This window comes from Thermodesulfobacteriota bacterium (assembly GCA_040758155.1).
Taxonomy (GTDB): Bacteria; Desulfobacterota; Deferrimicrobia; order Deferrimicrobiales; family Deferrimicrobiaceae; genus UBA2219.
On the sequence record JBFLWB010000172.1, the window covers coordinates 1 to 19,379 of the forward strand.

Consider the following 19,379-nt stretch of genomic DNA (forward strand, 5'->3'; position numbering starts at 1 on the left):
CCCCGGGTGCATGATGACCGCGTCCTCCTTGGCGAGCGCGAAGACCTCCCTGTTCAAGCCATACTTTCGTGAGTACTCCCTTAGTGACGGGAAATACGCGCTTTTCTGTCTCTCAAGCTGGATCCTCAACATCATGACGACGTCCGCGTCCTTCACCGCCTCCCGGATGTCGTTCGTCACGACGGCGCCCGTCCTTCCCATTTCCCGGGGAAGCAGCGTCGCCGGCCCGCAGAGCCACAGCCGCGCCCCCATCTTTCCGAGGCAATGGAGGTTCGACCGCGCGACCCGGCTGTGGAGGATGTCCCCCACGATGGCGACCTTCAGCCCCTCCACCTTCCCCTTGGCCTTGAGGATCGTGTACAGGTCGAGCAGCCCCTGCGACGGATGCTCGTTCGAGCCGTCGCCGGCGTTGATGATGGAACAGGACATATGGCGCGAAAGGAAGTGCGCGGCCCCGGAGACCGCATGCCGGATGACCAGGATGCCGGGCTTCATCGCCTCGATGTTCCGGGCCGTGTCGAGCAGCGTCTCCCCCTTGCTCACGCTCGACGTGGAGGAGCTGAAGTTCACCACGTCGGCCGACAGCCGCTTCCCGGCGATCTCGAAGGAGGTGCGGGTCCGCGTGCTCGCCTCGAAGAACAGGTTGACGACGGTCTTGCCTCGCAGCGCCGGGACCTTCTTGATGTCGCGGGAGAGGACGTCCTCCATGGAACGGGCGGTGTCGATGACGAAGCCGATCTCTTCCGGCCGGAAGTCGGAAAGCCCCAGGACGTGCTTCCGTCTCCATTCCATGCGCTACTCCCCCTTCTCCGGAGCGCCTTCGTTGAGGACCACTTTCCACTCTTCGGGTTTCCCTTCGACCCGGACCCGCACCTGCTCGGTCCGGGAAGTGGGCACGTTCCTTCCCACATAATCGGCGCGGATCGGAAGCTCCCGGTGCCCCCGGTCGATGAGCACCGCGAGCTGGATGTTCTTCGGCCGGCCGAGATCCACCAGGGCGTCCATGGCGGCGCGGATCGACCGGCCGGTATAGAGGACGTCGTCCACCAGGATCACCCGCTTGTCGTCGATGGAAAACGGGATCTCCGTCCGCTTGAGGCGCGCCTGGTACCCCGCCTTCCCCAGGTCGTCCCGGTACAGGGTGATGTCGACGAATCCCGCCGGAACTTCGATGCCCTCGATCGTCCTGATGTTTCGCTGGATCGCCTGCGACAGCGGCACGCCGCCCTGGGCGACCCCCACCAGCACGATGTCGGACGCCCCCTTGTTCTTTTCGAGGATCTCGTGGGTCAGCCGCGTAAGGACGCGGTCGACCCCCTTCGCGTCCAGGATGACCTTCTCGCCGGCCTTTCTCATGCGTTACCGCCTTTCCCGGGGCAACATCGCGATTTCAGGGCAAAAAAAATGCCTCCCCCTTTGGATGGAGAGGCACGGTGGTCGGATTCCTCGCACTCATCCTTTGCTAACCTCACGGGATTAGCTTAAAAGGTTCCGTGAATACTACCCCGTTTCTTCCTTCGCGTCAACGGGCGGCTGCTACTTCAGCCCGTCCCCGATCCGCTCCCAGCGGATCATCCCGGGCCAGCGCCAGACCTCCATCCACCGCACATCCTTGTCCCAGTCGATCGAGAAGTAGATGAACATCGCCTTCCCGATCACCGCCTCCGTGTCGACGAATCCCCAGAACCGTGAGTCGTACGACCGGTCCCGGTTGTCTCCCATCACGAAATATTTCCCCGCGGGAACCTTGACGGGCGGCATGTCGTCGCGGGAATACACCAGGGAACCGGGCTCGGCGCCTTCCACGAACCGCGCGTATTCCTCCCGGAGCGGCTCCCCGTTCAGGATCACGACCTTGTTGCGCACCTCCACGACGTCGCCGGGGACGGCGATGACCCGCTTGATGAAATCCTTGGACGGATCCTCCGGGAACACGAACACGATGATGTCCCCGCGCTTCGGCGAGCCGAACTGGAGGACACGCCCCTTGGTGAAGGGGATGTGGTAGCCGTAGATGAACTTGTTCACGAAGATATGGTCTCCCACCAGCAGCGTGTTCTCCATCGAGCTGGAGGGGATCTTGAAGGCCTGCAGGAACAGCGTGCGCACGACCAGGGCGATCACCAGGGCGATCCCGAACGCCTCCAGGTATTCGCGGAACTTCCCCTTCTTCGGTCCCGTCGCTGCGTATTCCGGTATCCCCGTGTCGCTACGCATGTTTCCTTTTACTCCTTTACCTTCAGGATGGAAAGGAAGGCCTCCTGGGGGATCTCGACGGACCCCACCTGCTTCATCCGCTTCTTGCCTTCCTTTTGCTTCTCCAGGAGCTTCCGCTTGCGGGTGATGTCGCCACCGTAGCACTTCGCCAGGACGTTCTTGCGCAGCGCCTTGACCGATTCGCGCGCGATGACCTTGGACCCGATGGCCGCCTGGATGACCACCTCGAACATCTGCCGGGGGATCAGCTTCCGGAGCCGCTCGCACACTTCCCGCCCCTTGGGGTAGGCGTTCTCCCGGTGCACGATCAGCGACAGGGCGTCCACGGGATCGTTGTTGATCAGGATGTCGAGCTTGACCAGATCCGATTCCATGAAACGGTGGAACTCGTAGTCCATCGAGGCGTACCCGCGGGAGGCGGTTTTGAGCTGGTCGTAAAAATCGAGGACGATCTCGTTCAGCGGAAGCTCGTATTCGAGGATGACCCGGTTCGTGGAGGCGAACTTCATCTGCCGCTGGATCCCGCGGCGCTCCTCGCAAAGCTTGAGGACGGCGCCGAGATACTCCGCCGGCAGGTGGATCGTCGCCATGATCATCGGCTCCTCGATGTGCTCCAACTCCAGCGGCTCCGGCAGCCGCGCGGGGCTGTCGACCTCTTCGACGACGCCGTCCTTCTTCACGGCGCGGTAACCGACGGTGGGCGCCGTGGTGATCAGCTCCAGCCCGTACTCCCGCTCGAGCCGCTCCTGGATGATCTCCATGTGCAGCAGCCCGAGAAAGCCGCACCGGAAGCCGAATCCCAGCGCCACGGAGCTTTCCGGCTCCGCGGTGAAGGAGGCGTCGTTGAGGCGCAGCTTCTCGATGGCCGTCCGGAGCTGCGGATACTGGTCGGTGGCCAGCGGGTAGATCCCCGCGAACACCATCGGATGAACCACCTTGAAGCCGGGCAGCGGGACGGCGGCCGGATTGCGCGCGTCGGTGATCGTGTCGCCCACCTTGGTCTCGTTGAGGTCCTTGATGTTCGCGACGACGAACCCGACCTCCCCCGCGGCCAGGCGGGGCACCTCCTGCGAATGGGGCGAGAAGACGCCGACCTTCTGCACCTCGAAGGCCCGCCCGGTGGCCATGAAGGAGATCTTCTGCCCGGGGCGGATCTCCCCGTCGAACAGCCGCGCCAGCACGACCACCCCGACGTAGTTGTCGAACCAGGAATCGATGATCAGCGCCTTCGTGGGAGCCGCCGGGTCGCCCTTCGGCGGGGGGAACTGGGAGACGAGCTTCTCCAGAAGGTCGGGGACGCCCTCCCCCGTCTTCGCGCTGACGGCGAGCATCCCCGCGGTGTCGAGGCCGATGACGTCCTCGATCTCGCGCTTCACCCGGTCGGGCTCCGCGTTGGGGAGATCGATCTTGTTGAGGATCGGCAGCACCTCCAGGTCCTGATCGAGCGCCAGGTAAACGTTCGCCAGCGTCTGGGCCTCGACGCCTTGGGATGCGTCGACCACGAGAATGGCCCCTTCGCACGCGCACAGGCTGCGGGACACCTCGTAGGAGAAGTCCACGTGTCCGGGGGTGTCGATCAGGTTGAGCATGTACTCCTTCCCGTCGGACGCCGTGTACCGCATCCGGACGGTCTGCGCCTTGATCGTAATCCCGCGCTCCCGCTCCAGGTCCATCTTGTCGAGGAACTGCTCGACCTTCTCCCGGCCCGAGAGCGTCCCCGTGATCTCCATCAGCCGGTCGGCCAAGGTGGACTTCCCATGGTCGATATGGGCGATAATGGAGAAATTTCGAATATTTTCCAGGCGCATGTTCACCGGCTGCTTGTGGATTTCAACCTGTCCCTGAAGAAGGCCATCGTCAGCGCGAGTCCGTCGTCCAGCAACACATTAGGATACCATCCCAGTTCGTCGAAGGCCAACCGGTTGTCGATGACGGAGCGACGCTGCTCGCCCGGCATCCCCGGGCCGTGGATCTCGTCCTGCGCGCTTCCCGCCAGATCCCGAAGCTTCCGGAAGAGGACGTTGACGTCGGTCTCCAGCGCAGTCCCGATGTTGATTCCCAGGCCGTCGCCCCGCGTCAGCGCCTCGAGGTTCGCACGGACCACGTCCCCGACGTATACGTAGTCCCGGGTCTGCTCGCCGTCGCCGTTGATGACGGCCGTCTGCCCTTTCAGCAGGCGCGTGCAGAAGATCGCCACGACCCCCGCCTCGCCGTGAGGATCCTGCCGCGGCCCGTAGACGTTCGCGTACCGCAGCGCCGTGTATTCCAGGCCGTACTGGACCTTGTAGTAGTGCAGGTAGTTCTCCACGGCGACCTTCGCGACTCCATACGGAGACACCGGACGCAGCGGATGCTTCTCGTCCGCCGGGAAATACTCCTGCTCCCCGTAGCCGGCCCCTCCGGAAGAGGCGAAGACCACCTTTCGGACGCCGTATTTCCGCGCCGCCTCCAGCAGGTTCAGCGAGCCCAAGATGTTCACGCGGGCGTCGAAGACGGGATCCTCGACCGATTTCCTCACATTGATCTGCGCGGCGTGGTGGTTCACGACCTCCGGCCGGAAGGTCCGGACCGCCTCGACGGCGGTGTCGGAATCGATCCCCCCGAAGACGAACTTCGCCCCCCCGGGAACGTTTTCCTTTTTTCCCGAAGAGAGGTCGTCAAGCACCAGCACCTCGTTCCCCGCGTCGACGTATGCCTGCGCGACATGAGAACCGATGAATCCCGCCCCTCCCGTGACCATGACCCGCATCGCGGCGCCCTCCAACCGTATTTTAGTTTCCGATTGAACCGATCCCCTTCAGGCCGAAGACGAGACTGTAGCTCGTGTCGTCGGGCTGCGTTTTCCGCTGCACGACGAAGCCGACGCTCCAGCAGTCGCTCCGCGGCGTCAGCGTGAATCCCGCGGAGCCGTCCGTCAACCCGGAGTTCCGGAGGGAATAGTTCATCCGGGCCTCCAGGCGAAGGTACCGCAGCGGCTTCCACGCGAACCGGCCCCGCACGTCCTCCGCCAGCCCCCGGGTCACGCGGTATCCCGCGCCGATCCGGTTGTCGTCGTCCACCTTCCATTCCCCTCCGATCGCCCCCAGCGTGAACCTGCCGTCCTCCGGGTCGAAGAGCGCCTCCCCCTCGAGGCTCCACCGGTCGCGGGGGCTCGCGATCAGCCGCCCGTACACGTCGGAGGCGGAGCCCGTTCCGGTCTGCCGGTTCGCGCCGATGTCGATCTGGTCTCTCAGGACGCGGACGTAGGGCGAGAGCGGATCCACGTAGGGAGAGAGCGCGGGATCCCTCCCCCCGACGTCGTACGCCCACTCGATCAGGAGGGAGGCGATCTCCCGGGGCGCGGCGGTCTCCTTGAGTCCCACGAACCGCTGGACGACGGTGAACACGAACTGGTTCTGGGGAGCGAGCCGGGACCACCGGTCGACGATCGGGATGCCGTCCTGCCCGTAGCGGGGAACGTAGCGGAACCCGAAATTCGATCCCACCACGTGGACGATCCCTTCCCCGTCGTGGAGGTATCCCCTCTGCGCCTCCGCCGCCAGCGTCACCCCTGCCGCCGGGATGGCGCGGCCGGCCTCATCCCTTCCGCCCTGGGGCTCCTCGAAGCGGACGGCCTGGAAATTCACCAGGGCGTAAGGCGTCAGGGAAACCGACCGGTACAGGACGAACGTCCTGGCCAGGTTCACCGTTCCCCGCCCCCGAAACAACTTGTCCCCCGCCTCCCGGTAGAAATAGGTCGCGGAGACCTCCCCCGAGCCATCCGCGCCCCCGGCCGGCGTCCGGTAAGGAAGGAGGGTCGCGGAAAATTCCGGCAGCCTCTGCACCGTGTTGTCCCCCGACGGCCGCTCCATCTCCTCCATCCAGGCGACGGAAAGTTGCCGGGAGGAGTTCGGCCCCGCGTGCCCGACGAACCCGGTGGACCTGGCGTGGCGCGCCGACCGCAGCGTGTCGGGGACGTCGAAATCCACGTAATACTGGTTGTCCGAGGGGATCTCCACCTGCCCGTTGAGCGTCCAGTCGCCCGCATGGAACCGGTTCTCCCCGAAGACGCGCCACCGCTCCTCGTCGACCTTCGTATCGCGGAAGAACGTTCCATGGATCGCGCCGTCCGAATCCCGGTTGGGTACGAACCGGTATTCCGCCTCGGGACGGATGCCGCGCCTGGTCATCGCGTCGACGGTCAGCGTCGCATCGCTCCAGCGGTTGATCGCCCAATAATACGGTAGGGAGAATGTGACGCCGTTGGAACTGGAGCTGGAGAAGCTCGGCAGCAGGAACCCGCTTTGCCTCGTCAGCTTGACCGGGAAGATTCCGTACGGCAGCCAGAGGACCGGGGTCCCGCGAACGCGAAGGGTGATGTCCTTCGCGCGGGCATATCCGTCGAGGACCACGCTCGCCCGCCGGATCTCGAAATTCCAGTCCGGAACCGGGTCGCAGGGGCAGGTCGTCAGGGAACCCTTTTCCAGGGTAAAGGACTCCTTGCCCGTCTTCTCGATCTTCCGGCCGGAGATCCTGTAATTGTTCGTCCGGACGAGGATGCTTCCGTTGTACAGGACCCCCGTCTCCGTGTTGAGGTTGATGACGATCCGGTCGAAGGCGAACTCCTCGTCGGCGTCCGTGTAATGGACCTTCCCCGCCAGTTCCGCCTCTCCCGTCCTTGAGTCGTACCGGATCCGGTCGGCCCGCATCGTCCGCGGTCCGAGGGTGATCTCCACGTTTCCCTCGGCCAGAGCGATCCCTTCGTCCTCGTCGTAGGTCAGCTTGTCGGCGTCGATTCGGACCGGGGCGTTCAGCAGGAGCTCTCCCGCGCGGAACTGCGGGAACAATCCTTTCGGAGGGAATTCGACCTGGGCGAAGGCGGCCGTTCCGGCCAGCCCGAGGAGGGCCGCCGCCGCAAGGAGGAACGGAATCGGCTTTCTCACGGGACGGATCCGACCCTGCGTCGATAAGCCTCGCCCGCAGTCATCAGCGACCCGCAGACGAGGACCACACCGCGAGGCCCCGCCCACCGGCGCGCCACCACCCATGCCCCGGAAAAGTCGGCGGCCGTCCTGCAGGGGATCTTCCTCCTCCGGCAGGCCCGCTCGAGGGAGGCGGCATCCGCGCCCCGTTCGTGCGGGAGGGGATACGTCACCGCCCCGTCGATGCACGGCGAAAGCTCGCGGAGATAGCCGGACATATCCTTGTCCTTCAGCATGCTCCACAGCGCCACGACGCGCTCCGCGTACCTCCAGGGCGGGGAAACGGAGATCTCGCGGGCCACCGCGCGCGCCGCGTCGGGATTGTGCCCTCCGTCGACCCAGCAGCGCGCGTTTCTCCGGCAGGGGAGCTTCGCGAGCCGCCCCGGGACGCGCACGGACGCAAGCGCGCGGGCCGCCGCCCTCGCCCAGGCGTCCGCCGGGACCCCCCGGTCGCCGGCCCATCTCCAGGTGGCCGCCAGCGCGACCGCGGCGTTCTCCTTCTGGTGGCGACCGCGCATGGCCAGGCGCAGGCCGCCGATCCGGATCCCCGGCAGCGAGACCTCCACGGCGCCTGCCCGTTCCTCCCTCCATTCGAAGTCCCGGCCCAGCTCCCAGGCGGGGCACCGCAGCTCCCCCGCCCGCCTCCGGACGACCGCCCTTGCGGAAGGCCGGAGGCGCCCGATCACCAGCGGCACGCCTTCCTTCAGGATCCCCGCCTTCTCGGCCGCGATCCGGGCGAGGGTGTTCCCGAGCCATTCCCGGTGGTCGTACCCGACGTTCGTGATCACGGACACGGCGGGCCGGCAGGCGGAGGTCGCGTCCCATCGTCCTCCCAGCCCCGTCTCCATCACGACGACGGAGGCCTTCCGGCGCCGGAACCAGTCGCAGGCGGCCCAGGTCATCTTCTCGAAGTAGGTCAGCGGATCCGCTGCGTCGCCGAGGGACTCCGCGGCGCGGAAACCTTTCTCCAGGACCGCCGCCGGGATCTTCTTCCCGTCGACGCGGATCCTTTCTTCGGGGGAAACCAGGTGCGGGGACGTGTAGAGCCCGACGGGGCCCCCGGCTATGGGCCGGAGCACCGCCTCCGCCAGCGCCGCGGTCGACCCCTTCCCGTTCGTCCCGGCGATGTGCAGGGTCCGGAAGCCCTCTTCCGGATGGCCGGAACGCTCGAGGGCCAGGAGGATGCGGGAGAGGCCCGGGCGGACGGTTTCCGGGCCGGTCGGCCCCGCGGGCCGGATCATCGATCCCCGGGCGCGGACAGGTACTTCAGGAGCTGGGTCAGTGTGGGCTTGAGCCGGTTCCGCTCGACGATCATGTCGATCATCCCGTGCTCGAGGAGGAACTCCGCCCGCTGGAACCCCGGCGGCAGCTTCTGATTGATCGTCTGCTCGATGACCCTCGGCCCCGCGAAGCCCACCAGCGCGCCCGGCTCGGAGATGATGACGTCGCCCAGCATCGCGAAGCTGGCCGCCACCCCTCCGGTCGTCGGATCGGTGAGGACGCTGATATACGGGAGGCGGGCGTCCGACAGCCGCCCGAGCGCGGCGCTGGTCTTGGCCATCTGCATCAGGGAGAGGATCCCCTCCTGCATCCTCGCTCCGCCGGAGGCGCTGAAGGCCACCAGCGGGACGCCGTCCTCCGCGGCGGTCTCCGCCGCCAGGGCGACCTTCTCCCCGACGACGCTCCCCATCGACCCTCCCTGGAACTCGAAGTCGAGGACTGCGATCACGACGTCGATCCCGTTGATCTTCCCCTTCCCGACGATGGCGGCTTCCTTGCGTCCGGTCTTCTTCCGGGCCTCCTTCAGCCGGTCGACGTACTTCTTGGTGTCGGTGAAGTTCAGCGGGTCGACGGACTCCATGTCCTCGGCGAACTCGCGGAAGGTCCCTTCGTCGACGACGGAGCGGATCCGCTCCGTCGCGGGGATCCGGAAATGGTAGGTGCACTTGGGGCAGACGTTCAGGCTCCGCTCCACCTCGGGCTTGTAGATGATCTCGAGGCAGGCGTCGCACTTGATCCACATCCCCTCGGGAACCTTGATCCGCTTTTCGGGTTCTTCCCTTTTCCGGAACAGTCGTATCGGCATCGATCGCTACCTCAGTGCGGATTTGAGGGACCGCACGAACCGGGAAAGCTCGGCGGGTCCCCGGGGCGAGCTTCCGTACCGTTCCACGATCTTCACGCAGGCGCTCCCCACGACCGCCGCGTCTGCGTGGCGCGAGGCCTCGCGCGCCATCTCCGGGCCGGAGATCCCGAACCCCACGGCCAGCGGCAGCCCGACGGCGGACTTCACCTCCCGGGTCCACGAAAGCATCCCGGGCGGCAGCGTCTCCCTTGCCCCCGTCACTCCCGTGACGGAGATGAGGTACAGGAATCCGGAGCCGGCGCGGTCGAAAGCGCGGATCCGGTCGATTCCGCTCGTGGGCGCGGCGAGCGGAATCCAGGCGAGCCCTTCTACGCGCATCTCCGACACGGCCCCGACCGCTTCCTCGTACGGGAGATCGACGATAAGGAAACCGTCCACGCCCGCGGAGCGCGCGTCCCGCCAGAGCGCCTTCTGCCCGTACCGGAAAAACGGGTTGTAGTATCCGAACAGGACGACCGGCGTGTCGTGAGTCTTCCGGAACCGGCGGACGAGATCGAGCGCCCGCTGTACGTTCATGCCGCCGGCCAGCGCCCTGCGCGAAGCGGCCTCGATCGTCGGGCCGTCCGCCGTCGGGTCCGAGAAGGGGACGCCGACCTCGAGGATGTCCGCACCCGCGTCTGCCGCGGCGCGGAAACAGGAAAGCGAGGCCGCCGGGGTCGGGTCCCCGGCGGTGAGGTACACGACCAGCCCCTTCTCCCCCGCCTTCCGCAGGCGGAGGAACGCGGCGTCGATCGCGTTCACGCTTCCCCTCCCATCCGCTCCATCAGGATCCCCATGTCCTTGTCCCCGCGGCCGGACAGGTTGATCAGCACCGTCTCCGAACGCCGCATCCGTTTCGCGAGGGCGTACCCGCAGGCGACGGCGTGCGAGGATTCGAGCGCCGGCTGGATCCCCTCGAGGCGCGAAAGGAGGTCGAACCCCTCCAGCGCCTGCGCGTCGGTGACGGTCTCGTACCGGGCTCTCCCCGAATCCTTCAGCCACGCATGCTCCGGGCCGACGCCGGGGTAGTCGAGCCCCGCGGAGATCGAGTGGGCCTCGAGGATCTGTCCGTCCCCGTCCTGCAGGACGTACGATTTGCTCCCGTGCAGCACCCCGACCTTGCCGCGGGCGAGCGTCGCGCCGTGCTTCCCGGACGCCAGCCCCAGCCCTCCCGCCTCGACTCCGACCAGCCGGACTTTCCCGTGGGGGATGAACGCGTGGAAGATCCCCATCGCGTTGCTGCCGCCCCCCACGCACGCCACGACCGCCGACGGGAGCCTACCCTCCGCTTCCCGGAACTGCCGGATCGCCTCCCGCCCGATGACGGACTGGAAGTCCCTTACCATCGCGGGATACGGGTGCGGCCCCGCGGTGGAGCCGATCAGGTAGTATGTGGTGCGAACGTTGGTGACCCAGTCGCGGAGCGCCTCGTTCATGGCGTCCTTCAGCGTCCGGCTCCCCGAGGCCACCGGGCGGACCCGGGCGCCGAGGAGACGCATCCGGAAGACGTTGAGCGCCTGGCGCTTCACGTCGTCCTCGCCCATGTAAACCTCGCACGGGACCCCCATCTTCGCGCACACGGTGGCAGTCGCCACCCCGTGCTGCCCCGCGCCGGTCTCCGCGATGATCCTGCGCTTCCCCATGCGGCTCGCCAGCAGCCCCTGCCCCAGGGTGTTGTTGATCTTGTGCGATCCTGTATGCGCCAGGTCTTCCCGCTTGATGTAGATCCGCGCCCCCCCGGCCTTTTCCGTGAGCCTCCGCGCGAAATACAACGGGGTGGGCCTGCCCGCGTAATCCCGCAGCAGCGAGCCGAGCTCCTCCGCGAAAGCGCGGTCGCCGGACGCCGACGTGTAAGCCTTTTCCAGCGCGATCAGGGCGGACATCAGCGTCTCGGCGACGTACCTCCCGCCGAACGGGCCGAAATGCCCCAGCCGGTCCGGCAGCCGCACCCTCCTACCCGCCGGCACGGAGGAATCCCTTCTTCGCGTTTTCGACGAACGCCGCCATCTTGTCCGGATCCTTCCTCCCCGGGGACGATTCCACCCCGGAAGCCGTATCGACCCCGAAGGGGGCCGCCTCCACGATCGCTCGCTCGACGTTTTCCGGGGTCAACCCTCCCGCAAGAATCCAGGGCTTTCCCAACGTGCCGAACCGGGAAGGCAGCTCGCGCCACGGCAGCCGCTTCCCGGTCCCGCCGTACTCCCCCGGCCCGCCTGCGTCCAGGAGGAACGCTTCGCACGGGTACGACCGGAGCGCATCGATCTCCACCGGGAGCGCGGCGTGCACCGCCTTCATCCGCCACAGGCGGATCCGACCGGAGGCTTCGGCCGGCTCCCTCCCGTGGAGCTGGACCCGGCGGATCCCCAGGCGGCCGCAGACGGCCGCGATCTCTCCGGGATCCTCGTCGACGAAGACCGCCACCACCTCGGCGCGGGAGCCGACGGCCTCGACGATTCTGCGGGCGGCTTCCTCCCCGACGAACCGGGGGGACCCCCGGAAGAAGTTCAGCCCCACGGCGTCCGCGCCGCACGACACGGCGCGCTCCGCGTCCTCCGCGGACGTCAGGCCGCAGATCTTGATCCGGAACATCGCGTCCGGCCGCTCAGACCTCCACCTTCGGGAGCCGCTTCAGCGCCTCCTCGACCATTTCCGTGGGATGCTCGTGATCCTCCAGCCGGTCGTTCAGGTAGTCGTCGTACGCCGCCAGGTCGAAATATCCGTGCCCGCTGAGATTGAACAGGATGGTCTTCTGCTTCCCCTCCTCGTCCGCGCGCTTCGCCTCGACGATGGCCGCGTGGATCGCGTGGGACGACTCCGGCGCGGGAAGGATCCCCTCCGACTTCGCGAAGACCAGGGCGCTCTTGAAGCAGGAAAGCTGCCCGTACGCCTGCGCCTCCATCAGCTTCTCGTGGTAGAGCTGGCTGACCAGCGCCGAATCCCCGTGGTAGCGCAGCCCTCCCGCGTGGATGCCCGGCGGGACGTAGTCGTGCCCCAGCGTGTACATCTTGATCAGCGGGGTCAGCTTCGCCGTGTCTCCGAAATCGTAGGCGTAGACCCCCTTGGTGAGCGTCGGGCATGAGGCGGGCTCGACGGCGATGATCCGCGGGTTCCGCGCCCCGTCGATCTTGTCCCGTAAAAAGGGGAACCCGATGCCCGCGAGGTTGCTCCCCCCGCCGCAGCATCCGATGACGATGTCGGGGTAGTCCCCCGCCATCTTCATCTGCTCCTTCGCCTCCTGTCCGATGACCGTCTGGTGGAGGCAGACGTGGTTCAGCACCGAGCCGAGAGCGTAGCTGGTGTCCTCGCGCGTCGCGGCGTCCTCGACCGCCTCGCTGATCGCGATGCCCAGAGACCCGGGCGATTTGGGATCCTGCTGGAGGATCGTCCTGCCCGCGTTGGTGTCGCGGCTCGGGGAGGGGACGACCGAGGCGCCGTACGCCTCCATGTACATCCTCCGGTACGGCTTCTGGTTGTAGCTGACGCTCACCATGTACACCTTCACCTCGAGGCCGAAGAACGATCCTCCGAGCGCCATGGCCGAGCCCCACTGTCCGGCCCCGGTCTCCGTGGCGATCCGCTTGCGCCCGACCATCTTGTTGTAGTACGCCTGCGGGATGGCGGTGTTCGGCTTGTGGCTCCCGGCGGGGCTCACGCCCTCGTATTTGTAATAGATGCGCGACTTCGTCCCGATCGCCTCCTCGAGCCGCAGCGCGCGGGCCATCGGGGTGGGCCGCCAGAGCGCGTAGATCCTCCGGATTTCCTCGGGGATGGGGATCTCCCGCTGCGGGGAGACCTCCTGCTCGATCAGCGGCATCGGGAACAGGGGGGAGAGGTCGTCCGGTCCCACGGGCTTGCCGGTCCCCGGATGGAGGACGGCCGCCGGAGCATGCGGCATGTCCGCCATGACGTTGTACCAGACTTTCGGGATCTCGGATTCCTTCAGCAGGAACTTCACTTCCATCGTCGCGACTCCTTTTCTCCGTTATTCCGGGCTATTTTCCCACATATCGCCGGATCGTGTCAGCCGGGTCGGCGCTCGTAGCGAGCGACTCCCCCACCAGGAAGAGCCGGGCGCCCATCCGATGGTATCGCTCGACCTGCGCCGGATCCGAGATCCCGCTCTCCACGACCGCGACCGCGCCTTCCGGGACGAGCGGAAGCAATCGCTCCGCCGTGGACATGTCGACGGCGAGGGTGTCGAGGTCCCGGTTATTGATCCCGATCAGCCGCGCGCCGCTCCCCGCGGCGATCGCCATCTCTTTCCCGTCGCGCACCTCGACGAGCGGCTCGAGACGGTGCTTCGCCGCGAGCGACACCATTTCGCCCGTCCGTTCCCCCAGGACCGAGACCATGAGCAGGACCAGGTCCGCGCCGAACGCTCGGGACTCGGCCAGCATGTACTCGTCCAGGAGGAAATCCTTCCGCAGGAGGACCGCGCCGGGGAACTCGTGCCGGACGACGGCCAGGTCGGTCAGCGACCCGCCGAAGCACCGCTCCTCCGTCAGGACGGAGACCGCCCACGCGCCGCCCTGGATGTATGCCCTCGCGGTCTCCACCGCGTCCAGGTCGCGGCGGATCCATCCGCGCGACGGAGAGGCCCGCTTGATCTCCGCGATGACGCAGGGGACGCGCGGGATCGTCGACAGCAGCTCCTTCGCCGGTCCGCGGATCTCTTCCATCCGCCGGAGCTCGTCCATGGAGCGGCGGGCCTTCCTGTGGGCGAGATCCTCCCGGACCCCTTCGAGGATCCGCGAAAGGTGGTCGCTCATGGGGCGCGTCAACGGCCCCCCCGGCGGCCGAGGACCGCCAGGAACGCATCCAGCTTCTCTTTAGCCGCTCCCGAGTCGATCGAGCGGGTCGCGACGCGGACGCCTTCCCGGACGTCCTCCGCCATCCCTCCGGCGACCGCCGCGAACGCTGCGTTCAGAAGGACCGCCTGGCGGGCCGGGCCGGGCGTTCCAGCCAGGATGGAGGTCAAGATGGCGGCGTTGGTCTGCGCATCCCCCCCCTTGATCGCGGCCGGCGGCGCGTATTCAAACCCCGCGGACCGCGGGTCGAAGAGGAAGCGCTTCACCTTCCCGTCCTGCACGTCCCAGACGTTGGAAGGCGCGGAGAGAGAGACCTCGTCCAGCCCGTCCGTCCCGTGGACGACGAAGGCCCGCTTGTGCCCCAGCTCCGCGAGGACGCGGGCGTAGGTCTCCCCGAGCTCCTCGCTGTACACGCCGACGACCTGGCGGCGGGCGCCCGCCGGATTGCTGATGGGGCCGAGGATGTTGAAGATCGTCCGGATGGCGATCTCGCGCCGCGGCCCGATGGCGTATTTCATCGCCGCGTGGAACATGGGGGCGAACATGAATGTGATTCCCGCCTCGTCGAGCGCCCTCTGGACCCTGTCCGGCCCGGCGTTGAGGTCCATCCCCAGCGCCTCGAGGACGTCGGCGCTGCCGGACCGGCTCGTGACGGACCGGTTCCCGTGCTTGGCGACGAGTACCCCCGCTCCCGCCGCGACGAACGCCACGGTGGTGGAGATATTGAACGTCCCCTGCCGGTCCCCTCCCGTGCCGCAGGTGTCCAGGACATCGCGTCCCGGCGGCGGAACGATGCGCGCCGCCTTCTGCCGCATCACCTCCGATGCCGCGGCGATCTCGGTGATCGTCTCCCCCTTCATGGCGAGACAGGAAAGGAACGACGCGACCTGCGCGGGCGTCGCCTCCCCTCCCATGATCATCCGCATCGCGTCCCGCATTCCGTCGGCGGACATGTTCTTCCGGGCGGAGACCGCGCCGATCGCCTCCCGGATGTTCCCGTACTCCCGCAGCACCGGCTGGGACGGGTCGATCAGCGACAGGAAGTTCTCGACGATCCGCATTCCCGACTGGGTCAGGATGGACTCGGGGTGGAACTGGACCCCGAACACGGGCTTCTCGAGGTGGCGAAGCCCCATCACCTCGCCGTCCTCCGATTCCGCGCATACCTCCAGCTCCGGAGGGATCGTGGACCGCTCCACGGCGAGGGAGTGGTAACGGACCGCGACCATGGGATTCTCCACCATGGAGAAGATCCCCTTCCCGTTGTGCCGGATCCGGGAGGTCTTCCCGTGCATCAACGACTGCGCGTGGACGATCCGGCCGCCGAAGGCCTGCCCGATGCACTGGTGGCCGAGGCAGACACCGAGAATCGGCACGCGGTCCTGGAAGGCGCGGATCGCTTCGAGGGAGATCCCGGCATCGTCCGGGCCGCCGGGCCCCGGGGAGATCACCAGCCCCGCCGGGCCTTTCCGCGCCAGCTCGTCCACCGAGATCGCGTCGTTCCGGAACACGGATACATCCGCTCCCAGCTCGCACAGGTACTGCACGATGTTGTAGGTGAAGGAGTCGTAATTGTCGATGACCGCGATCACGCCGTCTCCTCCTTCCCCACGGAGGCGCCTGCCGCCCGGAACAGGATCCGGGCCTTGTTCAGGACCTCCTCCCATTCCCGCCAGGGGTCGGAGTCGGCGACGATCCCCGCCCCCGCCTGGATCATCGCCTCGCCGTCCCGCAGGACGATGGTGCGGATGGCGATGCAGAAATCCATGTTCCCCTGCGGATCGAAATATCCCACCGCCCCGGCGTAGATCCCCCGCCGGAACGGCTCGAGCTCGGAGATGATCTCCATGGCGCGGACCTTGGGCGCGCCCGAAACCGTGCCCGCCGGGAACGCCGCCTTCAGCACGTCGAACGCCGAAAGCCCCTTGCGGAGCTTCCCGACGATGTTCGACACGATGTGCATCACATGGGAATACCTTTCAACGACCATCAGCTCGTCCGCCTTCACCGTTCCCCACTCGGCGACCCGCCCGACGTCGTTCCTGCCGAGGTCGACCAGCATCACGTGCTCCGCGATCTCCTTGGGGTCGGACAGGAGCTCCGCCTCGAGGCGGCGGTCCTCATCGGGGTCGGCGCCGCGCGGGCGCGTGCCGGCGATCGGGCGGAGCTGGATATGGTCCCCTTCGAGCCGGACGAGCACTTCCGGGGAGGAGCCGACGACCGCCAGCTCCCCCATGTTCAGGAGGTACATGTACGGCGAAGGGTTGAGGGCCCGCAGGACGCGGTACACCTCCGCGGGGGTCCGCTTCGTCCGGACCGTCGCGCGGTTGGAAAGGACCGCCTGGATGATGTCCCCGTTCCGGATGTATTCCTTCCCCTTCCGCACCGCGTCCATGAACCCTTCGGGGGACATCTCGAAGCGCGCTTCCTCCGTCCCGGCTTCCGGGATGTCGGACCAGACCAGCGGTACGCGCAAAATCTCCCGCACCTCTCCGATGGCCTCCACGGCGGTATCGTAGGCGGACGAGGGGTCGACGCCGTTCCGGAGGTCGGCGTGCGCGACGATGAGGATGGTGTGCCGGACGTTGTCGAAGATCACCAGTCGGGACGGAAAGAGGAACATGGCGTCCGGGGCGGCGCTTAATGGGCGCCCCCCTCCCACCTTCTCGAGGTACCGGACGTAATCGTACCCGATGAAGCCGACGGCGCCGCACGACAGCCTCGGGAGTCCCTGGGCGGGACGATAACGGATCTCCCGGAGGTGGGCCGACAGCGCGTCCAGCGGGTCGCCGTCCGCGGGAACGGTGCGGGTATCTTCCCCCCGCTGCACCGTGATCCCCTCCGGTCCGGCGCGGAAGCGGAGATGGGGATCGAACCCGATGAAGGAATACCGTGCCCACTTCTCCCCCCCCTCCACGCTCTCGAGGAGGAAGTGGTCCGAGGGAAAGCGCCCGGCGATCTTCAGGTAGGCGGAAACCGGGGTCTCGAGGTCCGCGTGGAACTCGCTCCACACCGGGACCATGCCGCCCTCCGGGGCCTGTTCGAGGAAACGGTTCTTGTCCGGACGGATCATCTTCGTCTCAATCCTTCAGAAGGAATACGTCGATCTTGAAGGCGGACTGGATCTCCTTCATCGCCTTCACGGCTTCCTCGCGCGACCCGTGGGGGCCGATCCGGATCTTGTAAAGGTCCGGGCCTCCGCCCTTCCCTTCGATCCGGATCATCTTCGTCCGGAACCCCTCCTTCTCGAGCCGGCGCCGGAGCGCCTGCGCGGAATCCTTGTTCTTCATCGCTCCCGCCTGGAGCATGAACCGCGGCTTGCCCGGCGTCTCCGGGGGCTTCGGCTTGACCAGCGGCTCGGGCGCGGAGTCCTTCCGCGTCAGCGATTCGGGGAAGGTGGCGGCCGCCTCGGTCTCCCGGAGATCCTTCCCCGCGTCCGGCGGAGGGGGCGGAGGGGGCGGCGCGACGACCGGGATGCGCACCGCCTCTTCCGAATACGCGGACATCTCCTTGCGGATGTCCCGGCGGCTCTGCGCGGCATCCTTCGCGGCAAGGCGTTCCTTCCCAGCGTCCTTCTCCACGACGCGGCCGACCTGGAAGCCGAGGAAGAAGACGACGGCGATCACCACCATCGCCCCGATGAGGAAGAACGCCTGGGAGCTCCTGTCGGAATCCCCGCGGCGGAAGCCGCTCTTGTGGCGCAAGGTCCTCACATCCGCTCCGGGGCCGTCACGCCGATCAGCGAAAGGCCGGTTTCGACGACCGTCTTCACCGCTCCCGCGAGCGCCAGGCGGGCATGGGTCCGCTCGGGCGTCTCCCCCAGGAAACGGTGCTGGTGGTAGAAGGCGTGGAAAAGATCCGCCACCTCCAGGAGGTAGAACGGGATCCTGTGCGGCTCGCGGGTTTTCGCGGTCTCGGAGACGACGTCGGGGAAACGCGCGACCGCCTTCATGAGCCCCGTTTCCTCCGGGAGCTTCAGCATGGACAGCGGCGGCCGGCCGGAGAAGACTTCGCCGCGCGCTTCGGCCTCGCGGAAGATGCTGCAGATCCGGGCGTGGACGTACTGGATGTAGTAGACGGGATTGGTCCGCGCCTGGGTCTTCGCGAGCGTCAGGTCGAAGTCGAGGTGCGTGTGGAAGCTGCGCAGCAGGTAGAAGAACCGGGCCGCGTCGGTCCCCACCTCGTCGAGGACCTCCCTCAAGGTGGTGAATTCGCCCGAGCGCGTGGACATCTGCACCGGCTTTCCGTCCCGGATCAGCGTGACGAACTGGACAAGAAGGATCTCCAGCGCGGAGACGTCTCCGCCCAGCGCGCGGAGCGCCGCTCGCAGCCTCGCCACGTAGCCGTGATGGTCGGCGCCCCAGAGGTCGATCATCCGGGTGTACCCCTGCCGCATCTTGTGCCGGTGATAGGCGACGTCGGCCGCGAAATAGGTGGTGCGGCCGTCGGCCCGCACGAGCACCCGGTCCTTCTCGTCCCCCAGCTCTCCGCTGCGGAGGAACGTGGCTCCTTCCGATTCGTACAGGAGCCCCCTCCCGCGGAGCTCCTCGATGGCCCCGGCCACCTCCCCTTTCTCGTGCAGCTCCTTTTCGGGGAACCAGCCGTCGTAACGCACGCGGAACGATTCGAGGTCGTCGCGGATGCCGCGGAGGATCCGCTCCCCCGCCTCCTTCCGGAACAGCGGGAGCGCCTCCGCTTCCGGCAGCTCCGCGTACCGGTCGCCGACCTCGGCCCGGAGCTCCCGCGCCAGCTCGATCATGTACTCGCCCTTGTAGCCGTCCGCGGGCAGCTCGGTGGGGCGTCCGCACTCGGTCCGGTACCTCGCCAGCAGCGAGCGCCCGAGGTTGTCCATCTGGTTCCCGACGTCGTTGATGTAATATTCCCGGACGACCTTGTGGCCGGTGAACTCGAGGATCCGCGCGAGGGCGTCCCCGACGGCGGCGCCGCGTCCGTGCCCAACGTGCAGGGGGCCGGTGGGATTTGCGGAAACGAACTCGATGTGGACCGTCTCCCCCGCCCCGACGGACGAGGAGCCGAAGCGGGGGCCTTTCTCGAGGGCCATCGAGAGCGTCTCCGCCCAGGCTCCCTCCGACAGGACGATATTGATGAACCCGGGGCCCGCGACCTCGAGCGAGGCGATCCTGCCCTCGCGGTCCTCCTCGCGGATGGCGGCGGCGAGCTCCTCGGCGACCGGGCGGGGCTTTTTCCCGAGGCGCCGCGCGATCTGCATCGCGGCGTTGGTCGAGAAGTCTCCGTGGGACTCCTGGC

The 19,379-nt window shown here is 67.2% G+C and carries 17 protein-coding genes; all 17 read right to left on the bottom strand.

What is annotated here, in order from left to right:
- A partial coding sequence (locus tag AB1346_11895) for an aspartate carbamoyltransferase catalytic subunit (GenBank protein MEW6721143.1) occupies window positions 1-792 on the bottom strand: 792 nt, incomplete at its 3' end.
- A 3-nt stretch (window positions 793-795) separates the two neighbouring features.
- The gene (gene pyrR / locus AB1346_11900; GenBank protein MEW6721144.1) at window positions 796-1,356 is read right to left on the bottom strand and encodes a bifunctional pyr operon transcriptional regulator/uracil phosphoribosyltransferase PyrR; all 561 of its coding nucleotides are present in this window, start codon (window positions 1,354-1,356) and stop codon (window positions 796-798) included.
- A gap of 180 nt (window positions 1,357-1,536) precedes the next feature.
- Window positions 1,537-2,217, bottom strand: coding sequence for a signal peptidase I (gene lepB, locus AB1346_11905; protein ID MEW6721145.1), 681 nt, complete (start codon window positions 2,215-2,217; stop codon window positions 1,537-1,539).
- Window positions 2,218-2,225: 8 nt separating this feature from the next.
- Complete coding sequence (gene lepA, locus AB1346_11910; protein MEW6721146.1) at window positions 2,226-4,025, bottom strand: translation elongation factor 4; 1,800 nt, start codon at window positions 4,023-4,025, stop codon at window positions 2,226-2,228.
- Between the two features lie 2 nt (window positions 4,026-4,027).
- Window positions 4,028-4,966 carry an NAD-dependent epimerase/dehydratase family protein gene (locus AB1346_11915; protein MEW6721147.1) on the bottom strand — a complete coding sequence of 313 codons (939 nt, stop codon included), beginning with the start codon at window positions 4,964-4,966 and terminating at the stop codon, window positions 4,028-4,030.
- Window positions 4,967-4,988: 22 nt separating this feature from the next.
- Entirely contained in the window at window positions 4,989-7,139 is a 2,151-nt protein-coding gene (lptD, locus tag AB1346_11920; protein MEW6721148.1) for an LPS assembly protein LptD, read from the bottom strand.
- Window positions 7,136-8,419: a folylpolyglutamate synthase/dihydrofolate synthase family protein gene (locus AB1346_11925; GenBank protein ID MEW6721149.1), complete on the bottom strand. Its 1,284-nt coding sequence runs from the start codon at window positions 8,417-8,419 to the stop codon at window positions 7,136-7,138. The genes lptD and AB1346_11925 overlap by 4 nt, the downstream gene beginning before the upstream one ends.
- Window positions 8,416-9,264, bottom strand: coding sequence for an acetyl-CoA carboxylase, carboxyltransferase subunit beta (gene accD, locus AB1346_11930; GenBank protein MEW6721150.1), 849 nt, complete (start codon window positions 9,262-9,264; stop codon window positions 8,416-8,418). Before accD ends, AB1346_11925 begins: the two co-directional genes overlap by 4 nt.
- Window positions 9,265-9,270: 6 nt before the next feature.
- Window positions 9,271-10,065, bottom strand: a complete 795-nt coding sequence (gene trpA, locus AB1346_11935; GenBank protein MEW6721151.1) for a tryptophan synthase subunit alpha — start codon at window positions 10,063-10,065, stop codon at window positions 9,271-9,273.
- The gene (trpB, locus tag AB1346_11940) at window positions 10,062-11,252 is read right to left on the bottom strand and encodes a tryptophan synthase subunit beta (GenBank protein ID MEW6721152.1); all 1,191 of its coding nucleotides are present in this window, start codon (window positions 11,250-11,252) and stop codon (window positions 10,062-10,064) included. Before trpB ends, trpA begins: the two co-directional genes overlap by 4 nt.
- Before the next feature lie 4 nt (window positions 11,253-11,256).
- A complete protein-coding gene (locus AB1346_11945) occupies window positions 11,257-11,892 on the bottom strand; it encodes a phosphoribosylanthranilate isomerase (protein ID MEW6721153.1) in 636 nt (211 codons plus the stop codon).
- A gap of 13 nt (window positions 11,893-11,905) precedes the next feature.
- Entirely contained in the window at window positions 11,906-13,264 is a 1,359-nt protein-coding gene (locus tag AB1346_11950) for a TrpB-like pyridoxal phosphate-dependent enzyme (GenBank protein MEW6721154.1), read from the bottom strand.
- Between the two features lie 31 nt (window positions 13,265-13,295).
- Entirely contained in the window at window positions 13,296-14,084 is a 789-nt protein-coding gene (locus tag AB1346_11955) for an indole-3-glycerol phosphate synthase TrpC (protein ID MEW6721155.1), read from the bottom strand.
- Window positions 14,081-15,703, bottom strand: a complete 1,623-nt coding sequence (locus AB1346_11960) for a bifunctional anthranilate synthase component II/anthranilate phosphoribosyltransferase (protein MEW6721156.1) — start codon at window positions 15,701-15,703, stop codon at window positions 14,081-14,083. The genes AB1346_11955 and AB1346_11960 overlap by 4 nt, the downstream gene beginning before the upstream one ends.
- The gene (trpE, locus tag AB1346_11965) at window positions 15,700-17,184 is read right to left on the bottom strand and encodes an anthranilate synthase component I (protein MEW6721157.1); all 1,485 of its coding nucleotides are present in this window, start codon (window positions 17,182-17,184) and stop codon (window positions 15,700-15,702) included. The genes AB1346_11960 and trpE overlap by 4 nt, the downstream gene beginning before the upstream one ends.
- 7 nt (window positions 17,185-17,191) lie before the next feature.
- Window positions 17,192-17,824: an SPOR domain-containing protein gene (locus tag AB1346_11970; GenBank protein ID MEW6721158.1), complete on the bottom strand. Its 633-nt coding sequence runs from the start codon at window positions 17,822-17,824 to the stop codon at window positions 17,192-17,194.
- Window positions 17,821-19,379 (bottom strand): arginine--tRNA ligase (argS, locus tag AB1346_11975; protein MEW6721159.1); only part of this gene is annotated, 1,559 nt, incomplete at its 5' end. The genes argS and AB1346_11970, both read right to left, overlap by 4 nt.